General features: G+C 30.6%; 20 protein-coding genes. 12 read left to right on the top strand and 8 right to left on the bottom strand.

Annotation, left to right across the window (positions count from 1 at the left end):
* Window positions 1–5 precede the first annotated feature (5 nt).
* Both aroC and BMY33_RS01810 read right to left on the bottom strand, forming a co-directional pair.
* Window positions 6–1,070 carry a chorismate synthase gene (aroC, locus tag BMY33_RS01815; protein WP_091404723.1) on the bottom strand — a complete coding sequence of 355 codons (1,065 nt, stop codon included), beginning with the start codon at window positions 1,068–1,070 and terminating at the stop codon, window positions 6–8.
* A gap of 144 nt (window positions 1,071–1,214) precedes the next feature.
* Window positions 1,215–2,375 carry a pyridoxal phosphate-dependent aminotransferase gene (locus tag BMY33_RS01810; RefSeq protein ID WP_091404720.1) on the bottom strand — a complete coding sequence of 387 codons (1,161 nt, stop codon included), beginning with the start codon at window positions 2,373–2,375 and terminating at the stop codon, window positions 1,215–1,217.
* Window positions 2,376–2,530: 155 nt separating this feature from the next.
* Between BMY33_RS01810 and BMY33_RS01805 the strand changes: the two genes are divergently transcribed.
* The 9 genes from BMY33_RS01805 to BMY33_RS01765 all read left to right on the top strand — a co-directional run bounded on the left by BMY33_RS01805 (window position 2,531) and on the right by BMY33_RS01765 (window position 13,253).
* Window positions 2,531–4,843 (top strand): type IA DNA topoisomerase, encoded by a 2,313-nt coding sequence (locus BMY33_RS01805; protein ID WP_091404719.1) that lies wholly within the window; start codon window positions 2,531–2,533, stop codon window positions 4,841–4,843.
* A gap of 136 nt (window positions 4,844–4,979) precedes the next feature.
* The gene (locus BMY33_RS01800; protein WP_091404715.1) at window positions 4,980–5,432 is read left to right on the top strand and encodes a nuclear transport factor 2 family protein; all 453 of its coding nucleotides are present in this window, start codon (window positions 4,980–4,982) and stop codon (window positions 5,430–5,432) included.
* A 6-nt stretch (window positions 5,433–5,438) separates the two neighbouring features.
* Complete coding sequence (locus BMY33_RS01795; protein ID WP_091404711.1) at window positions 5,439–7,049, top strand: carboxypeptidase-like regulatory domain-containing protein; 1,611 nt, start codon at window positions 5,439–5,441, stop codon at window positions 7,047–7,049.
* Between the two features lie 153 nt (window positions 7,050–7,202).
* A complete protein-coding gene (locus tag BMY33_RS01790) occupies window positions 7,203–9,047 on the top strand; it encodes a PLP-dependent aminotransferase family protein (RefSeq protein WP_091404708.1) in 1,845 nt (614 codons plus the stop codon).
* Window positions 9,048–9,080: 33 nt separating this feature from the next.
* A complete protein-coding gene (locus tag BMY33_RS01785; RefSeq protein WP_091404705.1) occupies window positions 9,081–10,301 on the top strand; it encodes a hypothetical protein in 1,221 nt (406 codons plus the stop codon).
* 72 nt (window positions 10,302–10,373) lie between these two features.
* The gene (locus BMY33_RS01780; protein WP_091404701.1) at window positions 10,374–10,934 is read left to right on the top strand and encodes a Crp/Fnr family transcriptional regulator; all 561 of its coding nucleotides are present in this window, start codon (window positions 10,374–10,376) and stop codon (window positions 10,932–10,934) included.
* Window positions 10,935–11,017: 83 nt separating this feature from the next.
* Entirely contained in the window at window positions 11,018–11,557 is a 540-nt protein-coding gene (locus BMY33_RS01775; protein WP_091404699.1) for an AAA family ATPase, read from the top strand.
* A gap of 138 nt (window positions 11,558–11,695) precedes the next feature.
* The gene (locus tag BMY33_RS01770) at window positions 11,696–12,700 is read left to right on the top strand and encodes a hypothetical protein (protein WP_091404696.1); all 1,005 of its coding nucleotides are present in this window, start codon (window positions 11,696–11,698) and stop codon (window positions 12,698–12,700) included.
* Window positions 12,701–12,755: 55 nt separating this feature from the next.
* Window positions 12,756–13,253, top strand: coding sequence for a hypothetical protein (locus tag BMY33_RS01765; RefSeq protein WP_091404694.1), 498 nt, complete (start codon window positions 12,756–12,758; stop codon window positions 13,251–13,253).
* Between the two features lie 46 nt (window positions 13,254–13,299).
* Here the strand turns inward: BMY33_RS01765 and BMY33_RS01760 are convergent, their stop codons facing one another.
* The 4 genes from BMY33_RS01760 to BMY33_RS01745 all read right to left on the bottom strand — a co-directional run bounded on the left by BMY33_RS01760 (window position 13,300) and on the right by BMY33_RS01745 (window position 20,237).
* Window positions 13,300–14,367 carry a helix-turn-helix domain-containing protein gene (locus BMY33_RS01760; RefSeq protein WP_091404691.1) on the bottom strand — a complete coding sequence of 356 codons (1,068 nt, stop codon included), beginning with the start codon at window positions 14,365–14,367 and terminating at the stop codon, window positions 13,300–13,302.
* Between the two features lie 302 nt (window positions 14,368–14,669).
* Complete coding sequence (locus BMY33_RS01755; protein ID WP_091404688.1) at window positions 14,670–16,013, bottom strand: GntP family permease; 1,344 nt, start codon at window positions 16,011–16,013, stop codon at window positions 14,670–14,672.
* A gap of 3 nt (window positions 16,014–16,016) precedes the next feature.
* Window positions 16,017–17,933 (bottom strand): NADP-dependent phosphogluconate dehydrogenase, encoded by a 1,917-nt coding sequence (gene gndA, locus BMY33_RS01750; RefSeq protein ID WP_091404682.1) that lies wholly within the window; start codon window positions 17,931–17,933, stop codon window positions 16,017–16,019.
* A gap of 15 nt (window positions 17,934–17,948) precedes the next feature.
* Window positions 17,949–20,237, bottom strand: a complete 2,289-nt coding sequence (locus BMY33_RS01745) for a glycoside hydrolase family 3 N-terminal domain-containing protein (protein ID WP_091404676.1) — start codon at window positions 20,235–20,237, stop codon at window positions 17,949–17,951.
* Between the two features lie 360 nt (window positions 20,238–20,597).
* Between BMY33_RS01745 and BMY33_RS01740 the strand changes: the two genes are divergently transcribed.
* The 3 genes from BMY33_RS01740 to BMY33_RS01730 all read left to right on the top strand — a co-directional run bounded on the left by BMY33_RS01740 (window position 20,598) and on the right by BMY33_RS01730 (window position 23,385).
* Window positions 20,598–21,440 (top strand): UDP-2,3-diacylglucosamine diphosphatase, encoded by an 843-nt coding sequence (locus BMY33_RS01740; protein WP_091404672.1) that lies wholly within the window; start codon window positions 20,598–20,600, stop codon window positions 21,438–21,440.
* A gap of 167 nt (window positions 21,441–21,607) precedes the next feature.
* The gene (locus BMY33_RS01735) at window positions 21,608–22,702 is read left to right on the top strand and encodes an adenylate/guanylate cyclase domain-containing protein (protein WP_091404669.1); all 1,095 of its coding nucleotides are present in this window, start codon (window positions 21,608–21,610) and stop codon (window positions 22,700–22,702) included.
* 98 nt (window positions 22,703–22,800) lie between these two features.
* On the top strand, window positions 22,801–23,385 hold the full coding sequence (locus BMY33_RS01730; protein WP_091404667.1) for a MiaE family protein: 585 nt from the start codon (window positions 22,801–22,803) through the stop codon (window positions 23,383–23,385).
* 54 nt (window positions 23,386–23,439) lie between these two features.
* Here BMY33_RS01730 and BMY33_RS01725 read toward each other — a convergent pair whose 3' ends face one another.
* Together BMY33_RS01725 and BMY33_RS01720 are read right to left on the bottom strand one after the other, a co-directional pair.
* A complete protein-coding gene (locus tag BMY33_RS01725; protein ID WP_091404664.1) occupies window positions 23,440–25,104 on the bottom strand; it encodes a serine hydrolase in 1,665 nt (554 codons plus the stop codon).
* 283 nt (window positions 25,105–25,387) lie between these two features.
* Window positions 25,388–25,936 (bottom strand): DUF4494 domain-containing protein, encoded by a 549-nt coding sequence (locus BMY33_RS01720; RefSeq protein WP_091404661.1) that lies wholly within the window; start codon window positions 25,934–25,936, stop codon window positions 25,388–25,390.
* Window positions 25,937–26,022: the final 86 nt, after the last annotated feature.

Here is a 26,022-nt window from a genome sequence, read left to right as displayed (position 1 = left end):
AAAGCTTACTTTTTTATAGTTCTATTCATTAACCAGTAATCTACAATTACCAAGGCTGCCATTGCTTCTACAATAGGTACAGCCCTAGGTACTACACATGGATCGTGTCTCCCTTTTCCTTGCATATTTACCAGATTACCTTCTTTATCGATAGTCTCTTGATCTTGCATGATCGTAGCTACAGGCTTAAATGCCACATTAAAGTAGATATCCATTCCATTAGAAATCCCTCCTTGTATACCACCAGAAAGATTCGTTTTAGTTGTTCCGTCAGAATTGAATAAATCATTATGCTTACTCCCTTTTAGCTCTGCTCCGGCAAAACCACTACCATATTCGAATCCTTTTACTGCATTAATCGATAACATCGCCTTACCTAATTCTGCATGTAATTTATCAAAAACTGGTTCTCCTAATCCCACTGGGACACCAGAAATTGCACAACTAACCAATCCACCAACGGTATCTCCTTCTTTTCGAATTTGCTTGATATATTGTTCCATCTCCTCTGCTTTCTGAGGATCTGGACAACGAACAATATTACTTTCTGTCAACGAAAAATCAAGTTCTGTATGTGATTTATCCAGTTTTATTGATCCTACTCCACTTACATAGGCATTGAATGAAATTCCTGAAAGCACTTGTTTAGCAATAGCTCCTGCTACTACTCTACTAGCAGTTTCTCTAGCAGAAGAACGTCCACCACCACGATAATCTCTAAGGCCATATTTTTGATCATACGTATAGTCTGCATGAGAAGGTCTATAAGAGTCTTTTATATGAGAATAATCCTTAGATTTCTGGTTAGCGTTTTTAATAACAAAACCTATTGGAGTTCCAGTAGTTACTCCTTCAAAAATTCCAGAATAAAACTCTACAGTATCGGGTTCTTTACGTTGTGTAACAATAGCCGATTGACCTGGCTTACGACGATCTAATTCTGTCTGTATAGCGTCAAGGTCTAATGTTACTCCAGAGGGACATCCATCAATCACTCCCCCAATTGCTACTCCATGAGATTCTCCAAAAGTGGTTACCTTAAATAGGTTTCCAAATGTATTTCCTGCCATTCAAAACAATTTTTAACAAATGTACTTGTTAATCTTTAAAAACACGATAGTAATTTGACAGAAAAACGGCTATTTGTTTCTTAAAAATTGTTACTCTTTCAGATTTCAAACTCTTTTTTTAAACAATGAATATTTGTAGTTCATTTATGACTTCAACCACTTCATAGTATTTATAGCATTTAAGAATGTTTTCATCTGTTCCAAGGTTCCTATACTTATCCGAGCCCAAGTTGGATAATGTTTCCCACCACTTGGAAAAATTGCAATACCAAATGGCACTAATTCTTCTTTTAGACGTTTAACATCTTTTACATCTATCAACATAAAATTAGTATCACTTTTCAAATATTTTAACCCCAATTCTTCCAAACATTTTTCCATACATGCTCTTACCTGTGAGTTCTTTTTTCGATATGCCTCAACATAAGTAGTATCATCTAATGCAGTAAGTGCAGCCACGATTCCTGGATTACCTATTAATCCTCCAAAAGTATAAGACTCGTGATATAGCTTAGCTATTGTTTCTGATGACCCCATTGCATACCCAACTCTTAGACCTGCTAAGCCATATGCTTTAGAGAAAGTTCTAATAATTAGCACATTATATTTCTGCTTCAATAATTCAATAGTATCTAATTTTTTTAAAGGCTCCATTAACTCTATGTAAGCTTCATCAATCGCTACAGTGCAACTAGGAGTGGCTACTTGTTTACAAAAAGATTCTAGTTCTTTTGCTAATAAAGATTTTCCCGTTGGATTATTTGGATTACATATATAGACAAGCTTTGTATTTTTTGTGATGGCTTTTTTAGTAGTTTCCAAATCAATATCCATTTCTTTTGTGAGCTTTATTCTTTTTACTTTATGATCAAAAATCCTATCCGCAAAAGCAGCTGTCACATTAAATGTAGTTGCTGGAACTATAATACTATCTTGTTCTTGACCAAATGTCCGGGTAAGCATACATAGTATTTCAAAAGATCCATGTCCAAAAATAATTTGATTCTGTTCTATTCCATTAATATTTGCAATCTTTTCTTTTAGTGTATCCGTAGAATAGGAATGAAACGATGCATATCTATTTACTCGATTAGCATTCTTAGCAATTGCATCTAATACTTTATTTGAAGGGCCATAAGGGTTTTCATTAGAGAATAGCCTAATGTTTTTATCACTCCCCATGAATTCCAAAGTATTATTATCTAATAAAGATGCTCCATACGATATTGGAGATATAGTACTTGCTACCGTTAATGTACTTCCCATTTGTAAAAATTTTCTTCTATTAAATCCTGTTGTATTCATATCAGTAAAGGTTTTACACAAATTTGGCTGATATACAGTATCTTTCCTAGTCAGATCGTGATTCTGGTATATTAAAACGTGATATCCTCAACCACTATAACTATCTTTTTTATTTAAAATTCCTTAATTTTCCGGCGTACAACAAAGATATACTCATGAAGGTTTGTATAGCCGAAAAACCAAGTGTCGCTAGAGAAATTGCTACTGTTTTAGGAGCTAACACGAAACGTGATGGCTATTATGAAGGAAATGGATATGCTGTTACCTATACCTTTGGACACTTATGCACCCTATTTGAACCAAATGATTATAAACCACACTGGAAAAGTTGGGACCTAAACAATCTACCAATGCTTCCAGAAAAATTCAAAACAAAAGTTGTAGATAATCAAGGGATTCAAAAACAATTTAATATTGTTAAATCCTTATTCGACAAGGCAAGTTTAGTAATTAACTGTGGGGATGCTGGACAAGAAGGAGAACTCATACAACGATGGGTGATTAACCAAGCTGGATACGTAGGTGAAATACAACGATTGTGGATTTCATCATTAACTACAGAAGCGATTAAAGAAGGTTTTGACAATCTAAAACCATCTAAACAATATGATAACCTTTATTATGCTGGGTTTTCTAGAGCTATTGGAGATTGGTTATTAGGAATGAATGCAACCAGATTATATACGGTAAAACATGGAGGTTACAAACAAGTATTGTCTATAGGTCGTGTTCAAACTCCTAGTCTTGCCATGGTTGTTCATAGATATAAAGAAATTCAAAACTTTATACCACAACCATATTGGGAATTACAAACATTATATAGAGATACTTTATTTAGTTATGAGGAAGGCCGATTCTTAAAAAAAGAAGACGGAGAATTATTAGCCAATAAAGTAAAGCAAAGTGATTTCGAAATTGTTTCTATCACGAAAAAAGACGGTAAAGAATATGCTCCTAAATTATTTGATCTTACTGGATTACAAGTATACTGTAATACTAAATTTGGATTTTCTGCGGATGAAACATTAAAGATTGTCCAGAGGCTTTATGAACAAAAAGTTGTTACATATCCTAGAGTAGATACTACATTTCTACCAAACGATGTATACCCAAAAGTTCCTGGCATCTTAAGAAATTTGACTGATTATAGTGCATTAACTAAACCTATATTAGACAAAAAAATTAAAAAATCTTCAAAGGTTTTTAATGATAAAAAAGTAACAGATCACCACGCTATTATTCCCACTGGTGAACAAATAAACCTGCAGTATAATCAAAAACAAGTATATGATATTATTACAAAACGTTTTATTGCGGTATTCTATGATGATTGTAAAGTAGCAAATACTACGGTAATCGGTAAAGCTGATTCAGTTTCTTTTAAAACCACGGGCAAAGTTATTTTAGACAAAGGATGGCGAGTGGTTTTTGAGAATCCAAATGCTCCTAATAAAAAAGAAACCGGAATTCTTCCTGTTTTTACAAAAGGAGAAAAAGGACCTCATGAACCAACTTTTCTTGAAAAAGAAACTAAACCCCCAAAACAGTTTACAGAAGCTACCTTACTTAGAGCTATGGAAACTGCAGGAAAACAAGTAGATGATGATGAGATGCGAGAGCTTATGAAAGAAAATGGTATTGGTAGACCATCTACAAGAGCAAACATTATTGAAACGCTATTTAAACGTAAATATATAGAGCGAAATAAAAAACAAATCTTGCCAACTAGTACAGGTATTCAGCTTATTGACACTATTCAGAATAAACTACTTATTTCTGCTGAGTTAACAGGAAGATGGGAAAAGCAGCTAAAAGAAATTGAAAAAGGTTCTTTTAATGCAGGAGCTTTCATAAAAAATATGAAACAAATGGTGGACCATTTGGTGTATGAAGTAAGAACAGAGAAAACAAGAGCTAATATATCTTATACAACCAATAAAAAAACTCAAAAAACGAATACAAAAAAAACTAAAAAGGCTTCCACAATAATGGAAGAGCTTTGCCCTAAATGCAAGAAAGGAAAAATCCTAAAAGGAAAATCTGCTTATGGTTGTAGCGCGTTTAAAGAAGGGTGCAGTTTACAGCTACCATTTACGTATCTAAATAAAAAAATATCTGAAAAACAATATATTCGATTAGTAAAAAAAGGATGTACTGTTAACTTAAAAGGTTTTAAATCAGAAAACGGACTTACAGAAGGTTTACTTCGTTTTGATGATCATTTTAATATTATTTTAGAAGAGAAGAAAACAAAATTAACTACTACGACCAGTACACCTGATCAAATGGAATGTCCTAAATGTAAAAAAGGACACATCCTGAAAGGGAAAACTGCTTACGGCTGTAGTGAATTCAAAAACGGTTGTGACTTTAGATATACATTTGAAATGTTACGAACTAAAACTACAGGAAAAAAAATTACTAAAGAACTAGTAGCTAAAATTTTAAAAGAAAATCACAACCAATAATATTATAGAATCATAAAATACTATTAAAAATAACGACACATCTTTACTTATATATAATTATATATTTACTTAGTAATTAATAAGCATATAGATCAGGTTAAACTTGGTTATAGTTGAATTAATTCCTAAGATACTTATGAAACGAGATGTGATCATTAAAGTTTTTTTATTAGTGTTATTTACCACCTATATAAACGCTCAAACTAAACAAGATTCTTTAAACATAAAACAAGCAGCCTTGGATTATATAGAATCACAACATGAAGTTAAACCGGAACAATTTGAACGAAGTGCACATCCTAGAATGGTTAAACGAACTTTTTGGACCGATAAAAAAACAAATAAACAATATTTGAGAGAAACCTTTACAGATGCCATGATTTTACTAGCTGAAACCTATAATATTAATGGAGACAAGTTTCCTGAAAAACCTAAAAAGGAAGTTATTATTCTTGATGTTTTTGAAAACATTGCTTCTGTAAAATTAATTGCAGACGATTGGATTGATTATATGCATATAGTAAAGCTCAATGATCAATGGAAAATTACAAATGTTCTTTGGCAGTTTAAAAAATCAAATAAACACTAGGACCTAATGAAAATAAATCGAATGTATACAATCTTCAGAATAATACGTTCTACCTTAACCTTCATTATTATTTTGCAATCGGTACAAATATTCGGTCAAGATGACACCTTCATTGAAGGTAAATTAATCGATGCTAAGAAGCAAACTCCAATATCTTTTGCAACTGTTATAATAAAAAACAAAAAAAGAGGGTTAATTTCTAATGCAGATGGAGGCTTTAGAATTCCATATACATTTAAAAAAAATACTGATACGTTGATTATATCATCTATAGGATATCTATCAAAAGAAATACTATTATCTAACCTAAAAGAAGATAAAGTTAATTTAATAAAGCTGATAGAAAAAATAGAATTATTAGATGAAGTAAAAATCGTTGCTGCAAAAACGAAAAGAAGAAAAAGTGCAAGAAAAATTATTAGAACTGCCCTAGATAGAATCCCAGAAAACTACCCCTTTACACCTTTTTCTTATGTTGGCTATTATAGAGATTATCAAATAAAAGATGGCGATTATCTTAATATGAATGAAGCTATACTTAAGGTTTTTGACAAGGGTTTTGGTTCAGAAGATTTAAAAACAACCGAAACATCTTTATACTCTTATAAAAACAATATAGATTTTCCTAAAGATACTATTGCCTCGAGACCGTATGATTATATTAATAGAAGTAAAATTATCTCTAAAGCGACTTTAGATGGTCAAGGAGGAAATGAATACACAATTCTTCGCTTACACGATGCGATTAGAAATCATAATATTAATGCTTATGATTTTGTAAATCGTTTAAATAAAGATCTTATTAGAAGTCATAGATTTAAACTTCTTCCAGAGACTTCTATTAATGGCGTATCTCTTTACGCTATTAAAATTTTAAAAAACAAGGAAAATATAAAAGTAGAAGGAAGAATTTATATTAGTAAAGGGGATTTCAAAATTTACAAAATGGAATATGCTGTTTATGATAGAGAAAAATCAAGTATAAGCGGGGAGCAATCAGACAACATCGAAATTCTTAAAAAAAATCAAGGTAAACTACTTTTTGAAATCATTGTAGAATATCGGGCAAATAATAATCTAATGTATCCTAATTACATCTCCTTTAATAATACTTTTGAAGTGTTACAACCTCCTAAATTTAAACCAATAGCCGCAAAAATCAATCATGAAAAAAAGCGTTTTGAACTTATTTTTAATAACACTCCATTCTTAAAAGATGCTGTGAAGAAAAGTAATTATCGATTATGGTATAAAGAAATAAAGTTACGAATTGATAGTATAGCAGTTAAAAAAAAGGCTGTACATCTATACCCAGAAGATAAAAAAGCTTTTTTTCTTCCCAAAATGATACAATCCTTTAATAAATCCAGTAGTAAAGGTGTCTCCATTGAAGTTAAAAATGTAAAAGACATCTATGGTAATATTGTTTATGAGCAGGAGTCTGTCTCATATAATCAATTTAGAGAGTTTTTTGTTCAAGAACTTAATAATGTTAGTACAAAAAGTGAGAATACGTCATTTATGATAAAAACAAAACCAATATCCAAAAATTATCAACCTATCACTACTCCGGAAAACGTATCAGAATATTGGATGAATACGCCATTAAAAAATTGACTAATCGAATAAAAGCAAACTATTAAAACTATTTATAATCTAATTACCAAGTTTATAGCATTAATGATTTAAAGAGTCAAATAAAACGTTTTGAAAAAGCTTTAAAAAAAATCAATTTAATGTATATTACCAACCTATCTAAAGGTAAAAATCATGCAAAACAATAACATATTAAATTATATTAAAAAGGTAGTAAAAAATATGCCTGCCGATTGGTTAAATTTAACAACGCATCGACTTGATATTTATAATGAAGAATTAGCTAAAAGTCAATTCTTAGAAAGTTTTGAGACCCTATTTAACGATAACAATATACAGCCATCATCGCTCAGTGAATTACCTACGGCATATGATTACATAAGACTTGGTCATCCATTATCTTGTATACTAGAATGGGCTATTGCTAAATTACATAAACAAAACTCAGAAAATGTAATTAGTTTTTCGTCTAAGACTACTCCAATTATGGCGGTTCTAAGAACCAACTTATTAGCTAATAAAAAAACACAAATAATATATACTGGTGAATTACCTAACTGTTTCGATAGTGATGTGTTAAAAAACATTTATGGGTATCTATTTGATCTAAAAAAAGTAGAAAATGTAAATGAAATTCCTGCATATAATGGAAGTACTATTTTCATTTCACAACAAGGTAATATTGCTGAATTTAACGTTCAACCAAATATTGATTTTTTTATTAATATTCATGCCTCTTTAGGTAGTGTAATTTTAATAAATGGAGATGATAATAAAGGGTACATTTCAGAAGTTCAACACGTAAGAAGAAGAGAAACTATTGCGATGACACCTGCTAACACCTTAGTGGTTCTAAAAGATTTAATCCAACAATCATCTCCATCTGATTCGAATAGTGACGTTGATACAAACAAAGCAATTGTTTTAAACGCTATAAAAGAAATTACTGGCACTACTGTAAATGGTCTTGTAGGATCTAGCGGACTATCGATGCAATATGCTATTGTAATGGGATTAGTACATCATGCGATGGAACATCATAAAGGAAAAGCTATAAAAATTGTAGTACCACCAAACTGTTATGGAGGTACAAATGATCAAGCAAGACGTGTAGCCGCGTGTAGTGATATGATTGAAGTCGTTGATTTACCTGTAGATGGTGGTCAGGATATGGTTCAGACTATTGAAGTAGTTTTAAATAAAATAGCTGAACAAGATGCAGTACCATATATAATTGCTGAAATACCAACAAACCCTAGAGTTGAGGTTCCTAATCTTGAACAATTAGAAGCAGTCTTAAGTAAAGTACGTAAAACTAGTGATGGTCAAACTGCAGTTGATCCAGTTTTTATTCTAGATCAAACATTTTGTCCTAATGTTCATTTCTTGGGCGAAAACGAAATACTATCCTCTGTTAAAACCATAGCTTATGTTAGTGGTTCAAAATTTCCAAGTGGTGGTAAATGTACTGCTGGTTATTGTGTAGCTAATAACAAATCTGCTGCTTTAATGGAAAAAATAGAAACACATTTGAGACTATGTGATAATGAAGCTACTGATCTACAAATGGATATATTAGCAAAGCAATTGCCTTCTATGAATCAAAGAATTGCTGATGCTTATAAAAACACACGTGATTTTGTAAATTTTATAAAGAAGGAATTACCAAAAGCAAAAATTAATTTTGTTTCAGAAGAGTTAGCTAGTAAAGGGTTTACTCCTTCTGTTTTTTCTTTAGATCTTCCTACCAAGGGAAATACTGATGATGAAAGAGAAACCTATAAAAGAGCCTTAAATCTAAAATTAATCAACTTAATGATTAATGAGATTCCAGATGAGAGTAAGTTTTGTGTTAGTTATGGTCAGTTAAAAGGGTGTTACTGGACTATACCCGCTACCTCCACTCAAGGAACTACTAAAGAAGGTGACAAAGATTATATAGTTAGAGTAGCGCTTTCTTCTAACTTAAATTTAGAGCTTCACAAAAAGATATTTCTAGATTTTGTAAATAGTATATAATAGCTACTATTTTTATTAAAATTAATTACAATTATGAAAGTAACATATTTCTTATTAATATCGACCCTTTTAATGGTTTCTTGTAAAGAGGAAAAAAAAATAATCGAAAAGGTAGATTTTAAAACAAAATATATGCTTTCTTCTGAAATAGAAGCTCAATTGGCTAAAGATACTGTTTCATGGAAATATCAAATAGCAGCTTCGCAATATGCCAGCAAAGGAGATTATAGAAATGCATTGACTCAATGGGATACCGCAATGGGTATAAAACGAAAAGGTTTTACTGTAGATCAAGTAGATTCTATAAATCAAAAATACACTAAAATTAACGCCGATGATTACATATTAGAACAAGCAGAAAAAAATCAAGTGATTATTATAAATGAAGCGCATCATAATTCTTTTCATCGTTCATTCACTAAATCACTTCTAAAAAGACTATATGATTTAGGGTATAAAAACTTAGGCCTTGAAGCATTATCTTACAAAGATGATTTAGATTCTCTTAATAGAATTAGAAAATACCCAATACAAAAAACCGGTTATTATACAAAAGACCCTCAATTCGGCAATCTTATTAGAGAAGCACTTGAGATTGGATATACTATTTTCCCTTATGAAACTAAGAATCAAGAAGCCAATGGAAAACCTAGAGAAATTGATCAGGCAAAAAATATCCAAAAAGTTATTGAAGAAAAACCAAACGAGAAATTTCTAATTCACTGTGGATATGATCATGCACTGGAGGGAAACTATGAATACTGGGAAAAAGCAATGGCGGGTAGATTAACCGAATATACAGGAATAAATCCGTTGACTATAGATCAAGTTAAATATAGTCAAAAAGGTACACCTGAATTTAATTCTCCATTTCTCAATGCTCTTAAAATTAAAGAATCCTCTATTATTATTAATAATGAAAATGGACAACCATTAAAACATGAAAAAGGTGATGCATGGTCAGATATTGCTGTTTTCCATCCAACCTCTAGCTATATTAATAATAGACCTGACTGGTTGTTTAAAAATGGAAATCAAAATGTTGTCGTCGATTTAGAAAAAATCCAAATTGCTTTCCCAATCATGGTTTTAGCATATAAAGAAGGGGAAGATATAAATAAAGCTGTACCTATGGATATTACAGAAGTTAGATCGGTACAAGAAAGCTGTAATCTTAGTTTAAAAAAAGGCACTTATAATATCATAGTTACCAATAGAAATGAATCCTTAAAATTTAAACAAAATGTCGAATAAATATCATCATGATATTAAGGATAATGATGTTTTTCGCCATACAAACTTTATATTTAGAAAACCGCAAAACCAATGGATACATCTATTCTAGAATTTCTAAATAAGGCTGGAAGTTTTTCTGAGGAAGAATCATCATTACTACAAAATGAAGTTAAACATAGAGAGCTCAAAAAAAATGAGTTTTTACTTCGTAAAGGAGAAATCTGTTCTTCTTTACATTTTGTTATATCAGGTAGTTTCTATCAATATTTTATTGATACGGATCTAAATATGAATATTATTGATTTAGGTATCAAAAACGATTGGGTTATAAACCATAAAAGCTTTACCGGTAGAAAACCATCTGAATATGAAATACAAGCTTTTGAGAATAGTTCTGTATATGAACTAAATATAGACTCAATACATAAATTGATTGCTATCTCCCCTACATTTTTTCAAATTGGTAAAGTCTTAGAAGAATCTACTGCAAGGGTCTCATTTTTTGATAACAATAATACTCCTGATGAGAAATATGAATACATACTTAAAAACAAACCTTTACTTTTTCAGAAATTTCCACAAAAAATAATTGCATCTTTTCTAAAAATTACTCCCGAAACATTAAGTAGAGTACGAAAAAGAATTACATAACTTCTTGATCACAATCAAGTGATCTTTCCTTCTGAACTATTGATATTTGATCTCATTATAAAAAGTCAAAACAATATTACGAAATGAAAATACTAATATTTGGTGCGTCAGGTTCAGGAACCACAACATTAGCAAAAGAAGTAACAAACCATATAGATTTTACTCATTTAGATGTTGATGATTATTATTGGCAAAAAACAGTCCCTGCTTACCAAGAAAAAGTGCCCTTAGCTATTAGAAATCAACATTTGAAAGATGACATTAATAAATATAAAAATGTCATCATTAGTGGTTCTATGGTAAATTGGGGTAAAGAATGGGAAACTTCATTCGATCTTGCAATTTTTATATATTTAAATAATCAAGAAAGAATGAATCGCTTGTACAAAAGGGAAAAGGAACGATATGGAGAAGTTCTATCAATAAATAAAGCTGCTCAGGAAAAATTAAAAAACTTTCTTGATTGGGCAAATCAATATGAGAACCCAATTTTTACCGGAAGATCACTGAAAAATCATTTGAATTGGATCAAACTATTAAACTGTAAAACATTAAAAATAGATGGAGAAACATCATTAAAAGAAAAAGTTGAAAGCGTAACGTATGAAATTAGTAAACTATAAGTTGATAAAATAGTTACACGGAATAATTTATAATATAAATACCTTATTTTTTTAGAAATCTAAAAAAATAAGGTAACATTTTAGACAAATAAGATACTTATATCAAACGCACAAGCAAACTTAAATAGCATCATAGAAATGAAAAAATATTACATCTTCGTTTTATTAATAAGTGTTTTAAATTTATCAATTGCTCAAACGGATGATACTGTCCTTAGTAATATCAATAATTTAGTAAATAAAAATGATCGTCAGGAATCCATATCATTATTATTCCAAACAATTAATAAAGACATTTCAAGACTAACAGAGCATAAAGAATTAATTAACAAGAACTTAAATAATATTCTAAAAGACTCAACATTCGATTATTCTGTGCTACATCTTTCTTTAGAACTGGCATCTAATGACTTATTGATAATTGATAAAGAATCTGAACTTACACTAATAAAACATAATAAAAACTTTAGAAGTAAATTAAAACAAGTAAAAGAATATCATAATTGGATATGGAATGATGAATCTTATTTAGAAAATAGAACTAATTCTGGAATTATATTGGATGTACTTGGTTATTGTAAAAATGCAGTATCAATAGAAGAACTAAAAGAATCTGTTAATTATTATATAGATACAAGACCTAAGTTTTTTGCAACTATATCATTATTAAGAAGAAATCAGGGTGTAGATAAAGAAATTATTTTAGCTATATCTAAAGAAGATGAAACCAGAGGCCTATTATATAAACATTTAAAAGAGTATAATAAACTATCAATATTTCCTAAAAAACACCTAAATCAAAAAGATTTATCTCGCGCTGATATGGTAAATTGGCTAATATATCCAACCGAACTTGCTAGAGTACCAACAAATATTGAATTAGTCAAAATATTTACAATTGAATATGATGATGTTGGACCAGCAGATTTTTATTTATGGAAGTTCAATGCTGACGATGAAACTTGGAAAAAAGACGGTTACATGGCTGGATTATCTGGTCCATTTGTTAGAAAAGAATCTCCAACTATGGATGCCTATGGATATACTTTTAGTGCTTTTACCAAATTCAAAGAAAAATCACCCGAAGAGCATTTCAACGAAATTATTGAGATCTTAGACAAGTGGAACAATCAAAAACAATAACTCAGACAACTCGACGTACTATACAACGAATAAAGTTGGTTATTAACCTATATATATGGCTTCTCTATTTCATTTATTATTTGAATTAATTCGCATACCTATATTGTCCTTCATATATGGCGCTATAATATGGTTGGTTATTAATAAAATACTAAAGTACAAAGGGCTAAAAAAAAGATTCCTAATTCCTTTGATTTGTATAACATTCTTTATTTGGCGATTTTCTTATTGGAGAAATAATGGTATGGGCGATTACGGAAGAGTTCCTATAACATCTGATTATCAATTAGAAATGATAGACTTTTCAAATGCTTCTTTGGATAAGAACGGAGTTTCAAAAATTACTTCTATTGATGAACTTTATAAAGAAGGTAATCTTATTTATATCAAAGGATGGAATGAATATGAGATTTTTAACATAGAAAATGAAATGGTAAAGGAAAACCTTACCGAATCAGAATTCGTTCGAGAAGGAGGGAATCTTAATAAATTAATGTCGTCAAGCGAATTTCATAGTCAACATTGGGGATTATTGACTTTATTATTTCTATAGAATAAAGATCATATATTATACTTGGTAATATCAATCTTAATAATGATTAGATCAATACAGACTCTCTATATTTCACTGCAGTAGTATTCGTCAATTTTCTAAAAGCAGTATTAAACGATGATATGCTATTAAAACCACTTTCGTAAGCAATTGCAGATATTTTGAAATTTTGATATTCAGGTAATATTAATAGTCTTTTGGCTTCTTCTACTCGATATCTTGCTATGAATTGCGAATAGTTTTCTTTTTCATTTTGATTAATAACCTGAGATAATTGTTTAGAAGTTATTCCAATTCTCTTACTTAATTTTGTTAATGTTAATTCAGGATCCAAAAACACTTTTTCCTGTTCCATTAGATCTATTAAATGTTGTAAATATTGAATTCCTTTTTCAGTATTTAACGAGGAATTAACATACTTTTCATTTTCCATTTTAAACAAAAAAGGATGACTTAATGCCTTAATTGATAAAACAAAAATTATCAGAGAAAACAAAAAAGCGGTACTTAAATATGGTACTATACTAAGGAATACTCCAATCTGAATTAATGACATCGCAATAGTTAATATGCTAAAAAACAACAACCAACTAAAAACTTTACTAGATTTATCGTTAGGCTTTTTATTATTGACTATTACCCAATATAGAGTATACACTCCATAAATAAGTACATGAAGTAATAATGCTAAAAATATAATTCTAGAAGTTACAGAGCCATTATTTGGGATTACCCAACAAAAGATTACAAATAAAAACAGTGGGACGTACTGAATAAAAATTGACTTTCTATTTTCGATTTTACTCTGTACAAGTAATTGTTTAGAATAGAAAAATAAGGAAGGCCCAATACCTAATAACATCCCTAAGAATACATTTCGAACTATTGGGTCAATCTGAAAATAATTATAAAATAGTGACTTACCAATCCTAAGACTAAAAGCTAATAAATAGATTGCCAAAAATACATTTGCTTTGGATCGCTGCTCTTTTGTTATTATCAAAAATACACCAAAGAATAGCGCTATTATAAAACCAACACTACCTAATAATAATTCTATATGTTTAAAAATTTCTGGATTCATCGCTAAACAAATAACGTAATTTTTAATCATTGTTTTTACTAATGATAATATAAAGAATCAACATTTTTTTTACTTCCAGAAACAAAATATTAAGAAACCTAAAGTATGATTAACATACTTCTTCTGTAATTGCCATTCTACACCATATCACTACAGATTGTTGTTGTTGTTGTTGTTGTTGTTGTATACCTCCTTGGATCTTTTGTTTTAATAATTAATGCAATCAAAATAAACATATATGCTATAATAATCACATATAAAACAAACAGTTAACTAATTTTTAACCAAACAATACATTTTACAATAAGTTTATTAAAAACCCATTAGCACACCTAAAAAATATACCATAATATTAACGACATTAAAACTCCAGTAATTGCTATCAGTGTAGTCATTACTGTCCAAGAACGAAAGGTTTGTCTCTCTGTCATACCAAGGTATTGACCAACTAGCCAAAAACCACTATCATTAACGTGTGATAAAATAGTTGCTCCAGATGCGATAGAAATTACAAAAAGAGCTATTTGAGAATTACTAAAATCACCAGCAAGAATAATTGGTGATGTAATTCCTGCAGCTGCAATCATTGCTGTTGTAGCAGAGCCTTGTAAAACTCTAATCAATGCAGCTACAATAAATGCAAATAATAATGGATGGATATAAGAACTCTGTAATGATGAAGCTAGCAACTCACCTGCTTTAGTATCAACTAATATTTGTTTAAAAGCACCACCAGCACCTGTTAACAGAATAATAGCTCCAGCAGGTTTAAAGGATTTCATAGAAATTTTTAATAAATTATCTCTAGTAACTCCTCTTTTTATGCCTAGAAAATACCAGGCAACTAAATTCGCCATAATTAAAGCAGTAAACGGATGTCCAAAAAGTGTTATCATATTCACTACGGATTTCGGTAAGCTATCCTCCCCTAACCAATCACCCAACAAAACAGTTTTTAAAACTATTAACAAAATGGGTAATGCTATAATCAACATAATACCAATAGGGTTTGGAGTATCTTTTATTGTTGCTTCAATATCATTTGTTTCAGGAATGTCTATCTCAATTTTTTTAGCTAAATATTTTGCTAATATAGGTCCGCTTATAATCGCAGCAGGAATTCCTGTTAAAAATCCAAAAACAATCACCCAACCAAGATTAGCTCCTAATATATCGGCAACAGCAACTGGGCCAGGTGTTGGAGGAATAAAACTATGAGTAATAGCTAAACCCGCTAATAAAGGTATTGCATATAACAACAATGACTTTTTTGTTTTTCGTGCAATCGCATATACAATTGGAACCAAAATAATGAAAGCTACATCAAAAAACACAGGTATGGCGATTATAAAACCAGTAATCATCAATGCCCAAGAAGCATTTTTTTCTCCAGCCAATCGTAATATATAATTTGCTAAACCTTGTGCTCCTCCAGAATTTTCCAACAAACCACCAAACAACGCACCCAGCCCTACAACAGTAGCCACAAAACCTAGGGTGCCGCCCATACCATTTTTTATACTATCTAGAATATCTTCTGCTGGCAATCCTGCGACTATCCCAACCAAGATGCAAACAATTAATAAGGCAATAAAAGCCTGCATTCTTAGCTTTAAAATCATGAAAAGCAATGCGATGATACCTACCCCTACTGCTATTAATAATTGATAATCCATATTTTAATTCTTCCAGTTTGTATGAAAATATTCATCTATTGGTTTGTCTACTCTTTGATACGTATGCGCACCAAAATAATCTCGTTGTGCTTGTATGATATTAGCAGAAGACTGTGCTGATGTATACGTTAAAAAATAATTTGTGGCTGCAGAAAGTACTGTTAATGAGAATCCAGCCGTTAATCCTGTTCCTACTATTTCTGACAATGAATTTATATTAGACTTCATTGTTTTCACTATTTCTGGAAACAATAACAACGAAGTATCATTATTATCTAATAACAACGAGGATATTTGTTCCATCAAATTACTTCTTATTATACAACCGTTTGTCCATATTCTAGCAATTTCAGAAAGATTCAATTGCCATTTATATACTTCTGATGATTCTTTTAATAACTTAAAACCAATATGATGATTAATAATACTAGTAGCTAAAAAAGCCTTTTCTAAATCACTAATAAAACTAGTATCATCTATAGAATTGCTAGAAGTGCTAAATTGATATATTTCAGATGCTTTTATTCGTTCAGACTTGATTCCTGAAACATTTCGAGCCATAACAGATTCAGAAATTGTAGGCAAAGCCACTCCTAATTCTAGAGCCGCATTCGTAGACCATCCTCCTGTTCCCTTCTGCCCTGCTTTATCTAGTATTTTATCAATAAGAAAATCTTTCCCTTCTGTTTTAAGAAGTAGATCTGAAGTGATTTCTAATAAATAACTTTTCAACCCATTATTGATCCAGCTATTGAAAATATTCGAAATTTGAACTGGAGTTTTACCAGCATAAAACCTTAATATGTGATAGGTTTCTGCCAATAATTGCATCTCTGCATACTCAATTCCATTATGTACCATTTTTACAAAATGACCAGACCCTTCAGGTCCTATATAAGTACAGCAACTATTCTTTTTTTTATCTTTTGCAGCTATCGCTTCTAAATATTTACCTGATCTATTATATGCTGTCTTGGATCCTCCAGGCATTATTGATGGTCCTTTTAATGCACCTTCTTCACCACCTGATATTCCAGTACCTAGAAAATGAATTCTCTTTTCCGCTAACCTTTTACTTCTTTCTAAAGTAGCTTTATAATGAGAGTTTCCTCCATCTATAATACAATCTTCTTCTGATAGGTATGGCAATAATTCATCAATAACTAAATCAACAGGTTTCCCTGCATTAACCATCAACATAATTGTTCGCGGCTGCGCTAATGAATCAACAAACTTCTTTAAGTCGTCAAATCCAACTATAGTATCGGTGTCTGATTGTTCTAAAACAAATTTTTTAGCAACATCAACTTCAATTTGGTCTACATGTCTATTATATACTGATAATTTAAAATCCTTAGATAAGAGGTTTTTAGCTAAACTCTTACCCATGACTCCTAGCCCTATTAACCCTAATTCCGATGTATCTGTATCCAATGTAGATTTAATTTCATTAATAATTTTGTCGATGCTTTTATCTATTTTAATCAAAATATCATTTTCTGGAGGCTCTAAACTCTCAAATTGAGATGTTAACATAGTCTTTTTGAAAAAATGATTTTCTCTTGCTTCTAAACGACTAGCTATTAAATCAAAGCTCCCGTCCAAAAAAATCCATTTTACATATTGTTTATCAATAGACTCCAGAGTTTTCCTATATTTTTTCTTTAAAGCAGAGCAAGCTAATACTGCTCCTTTATCAGTATTCCAATTTATGATTTCAGTTGCTATTTTTTGCAACCAAGGTTCTCTATCGATATCGTTTAATGGAGAGCCTGCAGACATTTTTTGGATATTTGCTTCAGGATGAAAATCGTCAGCATCAAAAAAAGGAATATTTAATTCTCCCGCGAGAGCTCTACCTACTGTAGTTTTTCCACTTCCAGAAACTCCATATATAATATATATAACACCTTTATTCACTAGAATACCGTTCTTTTATTTCAAAACAAAGTTCAATTCATTACTCTCATCCAATGCATGCGTAGCTACCCATAACTTAAAATCACCGGGTTCAGTAACCCACTTTTTATCGAGGCCATAAAAAGATAAATCATCTGTCGAAAAACTAAATACAAATTGTTTTGATTCTCCTGAATTTAGTGCAATTTTCTCAAACCTCAGTAATTCTTTTACTGGTCTTGTTAAACTCCCAACTAAATCTCGAAAATATAATTGTACTGTTTCTTTTGCTTTTACATCTCCAGTATTAGTTACAAGTACTTTTACTGTAATAATATCTCCAATCTTAGGATTAGATGAAGAAATACTAATATCTGAATATTTAAAAGTACTATAACTTAACCCATAACCAAAGGGGTACTCCGGTAAGAAACCTGCGTCTAAATAATGTGAAGTATTACCAAGAGAGCTCTGCCAAGCCCTAATTGGAATCGAATCCATATGAACAAATTCTTCGGGAACTACAGGTCTCCCTGTATTTTTATGATTATAATGAATAGGTATTTGACCTACTACCTTTGGCCAAGAAACTGGTAACTTTCCAGAAGGTGAAACTACCCCTGTAATAACATTTTTTAAAGCTGGCCCTCCCATTGTTCCAGGATGCCAAGCCATAAGAACAGCATCTACTTTGTCCAAAATATTTCCTAAAGTGATAGGTCTTCCTGCCATTAGAATTAGGATAATCGGTTTTCCTGTTTTATGCAATTCTTTAATTAATTCTTCTTGAGCTCCAGGAAGATTAATATCCGCTCTACTATGAGCTTCTCCGGAGAGAATAGCCTCTTCCCCAGCAAAGAATAAAATTACATCAGAAGATTTTGCTACGTTTATAGCACTATCAAACTCTGTATCTGATTTGTCTCTACTATAAGATAATCCTTTACTGTAATTAATCATATAGTTATTATCACCCTTAAACGCTTGTAAAGGAGTAATCGAATGATCCTTTTCTCCGTCAAAAGTCCAAGTACCTAATTGCTCGTGAGGAGCATCTGCTAAGGGGCCAATAATGGCAATTTTCTTTTTAGCATCTATAGGTAATATCTTATTTTCATTTTTTAATAATGTAATACTTTCCTCTGCAGTATTTTGTGCTGATAACAAGTGGTTTTTATCGTACAAAATTGAATCATTAGGATCAAAATAAGGGTTGTCAAATAATCCCAGCCTAAATTTAATTCGAAGAATATTTCTTACGATCTCATCCAGTTCTTTTTCGGAGAACTTACTTTCATCTATCAATTCTTTTAGGTGATCTTGATACGAAGTACTAGTCATTTCCATATCCAACATCGCATTGATAGATTTTTCAGCAGCTTCCTTTTGGTCTTTAGCAAATCCATGATTTACCATTTCTATAATTGAATTCCAATCACTTACTACAAAGCCATCGAATCCCCACTTTTCTCTCAAAATATCTTTTAGTATATATGAATTAGCAGATGCTGGAACACCGTTTAGATCATTAAAACTAGTCATAAATGTCGCAGAACCTGCATCTACAGCAGTTTTAAACGGTTTTAAGTATACATTATGTAGTAAATTATCATTGATATTTGCCGTATTATAATCTCTTCCTCCTTCTGCAGCACCATATCCAATAAAATGTTTTGCGCAAGCTGCTAAGCTTGTTGGAGATGATAAATCATCTCCTTGAAAACCTTTTACATAAGCTTCTGCCATTTTACTAGTTAAATAAGGATCTTCTCCAGCAGATTCTGCAATTCTTCCCCATCGAGGATCTCTCGCTATGTCTATCATTGGAGCAAAGGTCCATCTGATTCCATAAGTACTAGCTTCTATTGCAGCTATTCTTGAACCTTCTTTAACTAAAGAAGGATTAAACGAAGCCGCCTGCCCTAGCGGAATAGGGAAAATTGTTTTGAAACCATGGATTACATCTCGTGCAAAAATTAATGGAATCTTACTAGGGCTTTCTTCTACGGCTATCCGTTGTAATTCTTTAGCATCTTTTTTATTCATTATGTTAAGAAAAGAACCTATGTGTCCATTTCTAACAGCTTCTTTAAGGTCTTTTGGTAATTCTTTTACTCTACTTGATTTACCACGTTGAGCAGTTTGTCCTATTTTTTCATCTAATGACATTTTAGATATAATACTGTCTATTTTATGCTCAATAGGATTCTCAGAAGAAATATTTAATCCTATATCTGAAGTTTTAGAATTACATGATAGAAGTATTACCAATAAACCAAAAATCAAAAATCGATATGTGTGAGTTTTCACTTGTAAAAATGTCATAAAATAAATTTAATTAGAAAGAGAGATTCTAAACTTTTCAGTAAGAAAACTGTTAAGATTTATAGGACGAATTTAGAGATACTTCAGGATAAGAAAAAAGCAAAACAAAGCCAATCACCTTTTGTTAAGAAAGTTTATAGAAGCATTTTATTTAATAAAACAATGTTATTTTCATCAATCAAACAAAATAATTCAATCATAATTGAATATTTGATTGTTGACAACATTTTCATAATAATAGTGGTTTAACGTTGTGGTAATAACTAATTAAAATATTCAAAAACAGATAACAATATGCTCATAATGCCTTAATTATTATTTAACTATATAATGGTTTATTTGTAGGAGTAAGTTATTTTTATGAAGAAACGTACTGTAGATATTGTTGTCATCTCTGATGTGCATTTAGGAACATTTGGATGTCATGCTAAAGAATTACTAAATTACCTCAATAGTATCAAACCAAGGATACTTATTCTTAATGGTGATATTGTAGACATTTGGCAATTTAGAAAAAGGTATTTCCCAAAACCGCACCTTAAAATCATCAAAAAAATTATCACTCTCGCCTCAAAAGGTACCGAAGTAATATATATCACGGGAAATCATGATGAAATGCTCCGAAAATTCAGTGATACTACTATGGGTAATTTTAAATTAGTAGATAAATTGGTACTAGACTTAGATGGCAAAAAAGCCTGGTTTTTTCATGGAGATATTTTTGATGCTTCAATTCAAAACGCAAAATGGTTAGCTAAGTTAGGTGGATGGGGATACGATATGCTTATTTTATTTAACCAATTTATCAACTGGTTTCTGTTACGTATGGGGAAAGAAAAGTTTTCTTTATCCAAAAAAATCAAAAATAGTGTCAAGAAAGCTGTGAAATATATAAACGATTTTGAGCAAGTAGCAGCAGATTTAGCTATTGAAAATAATTATCATTATGTTATTTGTGGACATATCCACCAACCACAAATAACTAAAAAATCTAATAAAAATGGATCTTGTATGTATTTAAATTCCGGTGATTGGATTGAAAATTTATCCGCATTGGAATATCATGACAAAGAATGGAAGCTTATAACTTATCAAAACGAAGACACAGAAACCGAAGTATCTACAGATGATATAGAGGACTTAGATATAAGTTTAGAAACTATTCAAGCATCTTTTGCAATCAATAATTTAATTAAAAAGTAATATTCAATAAGTTTTTATCTTAACTAAAAAATGTAGTATCATTCTTATTGGCTATAATGAAAGCATCATTGATCTTTTTCTAATTGCATTGTTCTGCACCCAACTATTTATTCTTAAATTTGAGAGAACAAGATTCTTTTAACCGTTAATGAATATTTATACTGTACATGAGTAAGATTTCTTACTTAAATAAGAGAACAATTTATAGGATTATTCCTTTTATTATATTTTTTATTATTGCCGCTCTTATTTATTTATTTTTAGAGAAAGGTATATTGGGAGATTCTCAATCTTATCCTTCTACTCAAAACCCTTATAATTTTGTAAACGGCTTATTTATTGGTGTAATTTCTGCTACCCTTTTTGGATTGCTTATTGGTTCTTTTGAAGTTCTATATTTTAATAAATTCTTTTCATCAAAAAGCTTCTTAAAAAAAATAATATATAAAACTGCTTTTTATCTAGTCATCATCATTATTTTCCTATTATCCACTTCAATAATATCATTTATCGTACAGTTTGAAACGAATATATTTGATATAACTGTATGGATAAATCTTCGGAGCTTTTTTACCAATATCGTTTTTCTGAGTATTATATGTTATATCATTGCCACCATTGGAATCTGCCTTTTTTATTTAGAGGTAAGTGATAATATTGGTCAGGAAGTACTATTCAATTTTTTTACAGGAAAATATCATAAACCTATTGAAGAAGAACGCATTTTCATGTTTTTAGACATGAAATCCTCTACAACTATTGCAGAAAAATTAGGCCACGTTAAATATTTCGAAATGTTAACTCAATATTATGCAGATTTATCAAATTCGATTGTGCAACATGCTGGGTCCGTTTATCAGTATGTAGGAGATGAAATTGTGGTTTCTTGGAATCTGAAAAAAGGACTTAAAAAGGACAATTGTATTAGATGTTTTTATTCTATGCAAGAGGCTTTAATAAAACAATCTGCAAAATACCATAAAGAATTTGGTGTCTTACCCACATTTAAAGCTGGATTTCATTGTGGAATGATCACAGCTGGTGAGATTGGCACTATAAAAAAGGATATTGTTTTTACAGGAGATGTTCTTAACACAACAGCCAGAATTCAAGGGCTTTGTAACTCGTATGAAGTAACAATTCTAATTTCTAAAACTTTAATAGAAAAATTAAAAATTACATCTAGTTTAAAATATACATCAGTTGACAAAACTTTATTAAGAGGTAAAAATGATCAAATAGAATTATTTACTGTTGTATAGAGAAGAACTTATTCTTTTAGAAAACTCTATTTAAAAAAATTAAGATCTGTAATACGTATATTTGATCAAATATTCCAAATCATCTAAAACAAACTACTATGCTTGGTTTAAAATTAGCTACGGATCCGCGTTGGGCTGCTCTAGTAGAATCAAATATTGAAGAAATTCTTACGGATCATGCATGGTGCGAACAAAAAGCAGCAACCAATGCTATCACAATCATCACACTAAACTCTGAGCATGAAGATCTAGTAACCGATTTATTGATCTTAGCCCAAGAAGAATTAGAGCATTTCCAAATGGTTCATGAACTTATAAAAAAACGCGGTTACAAGCTTGGGCGAGAACGAAAAGATAGTTACGTAAATGAATTATTTAAGCACAAAGTAAAGCAAGGTGGTAGTCGCCAACAAGGTTTAGTCAGTAGATTACTTTTTTCTGCTATGATTGAAGCTCGTAGTTGTGAACGTTTTAAACTTCTTTCTGAAAAAATAAAAGATCCGGAATTATCTAAATTCTATCATGACCTTATGATCAGTGAAGCTGGTCATTATACTACGTTTATTGGTTTTGCGCGTAAATATGGTAAAGACATTGATGTGGATAAGCAATGGAAGGATTTACTAGAATTTGAAGGTGAACTTATCCAAAAATATGGTAAAAAAGAAACGATACATGGATAATTTTAACCTGTAATCCATGTATCGTCTCTATGTATTCTTTTATTAAAACTAAAATTATTCTATTCGCTTAGCGGGCATTTTCCTTCCTCCTTGATTTAAGATAAGACTATCAATTACTCCTTTATCATTTGTATTAAATGTAATTTCTGCCGGAACAACTTTTAAGTAGAATAATGTTTCTGTTTCAGCAAAGAGTTCAAATTTAGGTTGTCCAGTAGCTTTAGCAAATATTGAATTTCCTTCCAAAGTAATCTCTATTATAAAATTAGGTTGTAATTCATATTTACCAACATACTGCTTTAAAATATCTGAAGATACTGTAATAGACTTCCTTTCTGCAGGAGGAGCTTTATCAACTCCTTTTCCTGTAAAACTTTCATTAGCAGTTTTAAATATTGTTTGTCGTTTACCATCAGCTGTTTTCGAGAAATTATAGGATATCGTTCCATCATCAAAAATAAAAGAGCCATCTTTCATTTGATATATTTCAAATTCTCTTGAATTTTCACCCTCTCTTAGACTAAATAATTTTCCATCTTTTAGCATAATGTGTCTTATAACATTATCCTTAAACTCATAAGCTCCTACCCACTTCTTAGCTTCATCAATAGATAATTCAATAGCATCTTTCTTATCGGGAATTGGCTTTCCTATAACAGTAGCTGCTACCTTCATAGTAACCTCTCCAACATTCTTGCAATTACAATTTGTAAGTCCAATGACATATACATTTTCTTTTTCTAGAAAAATTCCATTGGTGGTATATCCAAAAATTCCTCCACTATGTGCATATCCTTTAGCTCCTTGTATATTAGTTTTACCCCAACCGTATCCATAATTAATTTCTTCTCCATTATTCAACTTAGAACCATTTATAGCTTTCTCTAAACTTGTTCTTTTAATAAAAGTATTAGCACTAATCGCATTCTGCCATTTCAAAAGATCATCTACAGTAGACATTAACGATCCAGCAGCATAAGGTAATGTAAGACTTAAATAATCTGCATTTAAGAATTTATCTCCATCTTGTTTGTAACCGGAAGCTCTATTTTTAATGAGTTCACTCATACTTCCGTAATAAGAAGAGTTCATCCCAATCTTCTCAAAGATATTTTTCTCAATATAATTTTCATAGGTGTCTTTTGTTATTACTTCAATAATATGTCCTAATAAAATATAACCAGAATTATTGTATCTAAATTCTTCTCCCGGATCAAAATCCATAGGTTCATTTTTAAACACATCAATTAATTCTGTTGGAGTCATATCTGTACGGGCAGATTCCATAAAACTAGCCATACCAGTATAGCTCTTTATCCCAGATGTATGATTTAGAAGATGATGAATCGTAATCTTTTTATCGTTTGTAGGATAATCCGGAATATATTTTGTGATTTCGTCATCAATTGTAAGTTTCCCTTGTTCTTCTAACATAAGAATAGCTACGGCTGTAAATTGTTTGGTAATAGATCCTATTTCAAATACATTTTCTGGCTTTAAAGAAACATCTAATTCTAAGTTCGCTTTTCCAAAAGCTTTGCGATAAATTGATTTTCCTTCTTTTGCAACTAAAATTGAAATACCAGGTTCTTCCGCACTATACATGGAAGAAACAATAGCATCTATTTCTTTTTCTAAATTTTGAGCCTGTGCACTAAAAAATATAACAGTGCAGAAAGAAACTAATAGTAAGGTTTTGATTCTTTGTGATGATTTCATGTGATTATTATTTTGATTGATATGTGGTTGTTATCAATAGTTATTACAAGTATGACGACAAATTTGAAAATAAGTTACCAAAAACCTACTTAAAATATCATCCATATTTTAGATCACTCAAGCAAACTAAAATTACTCTTCATAGTCACGCTTCTAATTATATATTTTTTGAATCAATTTTATCATAAAACAAAAAAAGCTTTTGCATCATACCAATGAGTATGTTTACAAAAGCTTTTCTATTAAAAAATTAGTATAAGTTTCCTAACTCAAAAAATCAAAGTTATTCCTCTTCTCCTATAAAACCAGGAGCAGCAGGTACATCTTCATCTAATTCTACTTCTTCTACGACTTGTATAGAATCTCTTAATGCTTTAAATTTTTCTAGCTGTTCTTCCTCTCCTGTAAAATAAGGAAATACATCCATAATTGGTGATTCGGCAATTGCAGGTATTGTGTAATCACCCGTAGTACCTTTCATCACACTATTTGTATTATCAAAAGCTTCTTTAACATCATTTGCTTGTATCAAAAGATACATGTTCGTTTTTCTTTCTTTACCACTTTCTTCATCGTAAGCAATCAAAGAAACTTTTGACTTAAACCAACGATCAGAATTCTCAAATGGATGTATTTCTGCAAAATTTGCAACTTTTATATTAGTAATAATAAATTCTTCACTAACATATGCAGACATTTCTTCATTAATTCTTGTTTCTGCTTCTGTATAGGAAACCGCATCCACTAAATAAGGCTCTGTAGTTACCTTCTGTACTCCAGAATCATTTATTTTTCTATATTTTACTTTACATTCGTACCAAGTAGCGCTCATATATTTACTTTTTTAGGATGCCAAATATAAATCTTAAAAAAAGTTCTTAGCACTAATTTTTATATTAGATATTCACAATTTTAAAA

The sequence above is a fragment of the Aquimarina amphilecti genome, assembly GCF_900109375.1.
In the GTDB taxonomy this organism is placed as follows: domain Bacteria; phylum Bacteroidota; class Bacteroidia; order Flavobacteriales; family Flavobacteriaceae; genus Aquimarina; species Aquimarina amphilecti.
Note: the sequence above shows the minus strand (reverse complement) of the source record. Positions and strands in the feature narration are given on the sequence as shown.

What these genes read in the sequence shown, in the direction of transcription:
- BMY33_RS01765 (WP_091404694.1), top strand. Translation starts at nt 12,756, where the DNA reads ATGGCTTCTCTATTTCATTTATTATTTGAATTAATTCGCATACCTATA.
- BMY33_RS01755 (WP_091404688.1), bottom strand. Translation starts at nt 16,013, where the DNA reads ATGGATTATCAATTATTAATAGCAGTAGGGGTAGGTATCATCGCATTG.
- BMY33_RS01800 (WP_091404715.1), top strand. Translation starts at nt 4,980, where the DNA reads ATGAAACGAGATGTGATCATTAAAGTTTTTTTATTAGTGTTATTTACC.
- BMY33_RS01735 (WP_091404669.1), top strand. Translation starts at nt 21,608, where the DNA reads ATGAGTAAGATTTCTTACTTAAATAAGAGAACAATTTATAGGATTATT.
- BMY33_RS01730 (WP_091404667.1), top strand. Translation starts at nt 22,801, where the DNA reads ATGCTTGGTTTAAAATTAGCTACGGATCCGCGTTGGGCTGCTCTAGTA.
- BMY33_RS01720 (WP_091404661.1), bottom strand. Translation starts at nt 25,936, where the DNA reads ATGAGCGCTACTTGGTACGAATGTAAAGTAAAATATAGAAAAATAAAT.
- aroC (WP_091404723.1), bottom strand. Translation starts at nt 1,070, where the DNA reads ATGGCAGGAAATACATTTGGAAACCTATTTAAGGTAACCACTTTTGGA.
- BMY33_RS01725 (WP_091404664.1), bottom strand. Translation starts at nt 25,104, where the DNA reads ATGAAATCATCACAAAGAATCAAAACCTTACTATTAGTTTCTTTCTGC.
- BMY33_RS01795 (WP_091404711.1), top strand. Translation starts at nt 5,439, where the DNA reads ATGAAAATAAATCGAATGTATACAATCTTCAGAATAATACGTTCTACC.
- BMY33_RS01785 (WP_091404705.1), top strand. Translation starts at nt 9,081, where the DNA reads ATGAAAGTAACATATTTCTTATTAATATCGACCCTTTTAATGGTTTCT.
- BMY33_RS01740 (WP_091404672.1), top strand. Translation starts at nt 20,598, where the DNA reads ATGAAGAAACGTACTGTAGATATTGTTGTCATCTCTGATGTGCATTTA.
- BMY33_RS01790 (WP_091404708.1), top strand. Translation starts at nt 7,203, where the DNA reads ATGCAAAACAATAACATATTAAATTATATTAAAAAGGTAGTAAAAAAT.
- BMY33_RS01760 (WP_091404691.1), bottom strand. Translation starts at nt 14,367, where the DNA reads ATGATTAAAAATTACGTTATTTGTTTAGCGATGAATCCAGAAATTTTT.
- BMY33_RS01745 (WP_091404676.1), bottom strand. Translation starts at nt 20,237, where the DNA reads ATGACATTTTTACAAGTGAAAACTCACACATATCGATTTTTGATTTTT.
- BMY33_RS01810 (WP_091404720.1), bottom strand. Translation starts at nt 2,375, where the DNA reads ATGAATACAACAGGATTTAATAGAAGAAAATTTTTACAAATGGGAAGT.
- BMY33_RS01775 (WP_091404699.1), top strand. Translation starts at nt 11,018, where the DNA reads ATGAAAATACTAATATTTGGTGCGTCAGGTTCAGGAACCACAACATTA.
- BMY33_RS01780 (WP_091404701.1), top strand. Translation starts at nt 10,374, where the DNA reads ATGGATACATCTATTCTAGAATTTCTAAATAAGGCTGGAAGTTTTTCT.
- BMY33_RS01770 (WP_091404696.1), top strand. Translation starts at nt 11,696, where the DNA reads ATGAAAAAATATTACATCTTCGTTTTATTAATAAGTGTTTTAAATTTA.
- BMY33_RS01805 (WP_091404719.1), top strand. Translation starts at nt 2,531, where the DNA reads ATGAAGGTTTGTATAGCCGAAAAACCAAGTGTCGCTAGAGAAATTGCT.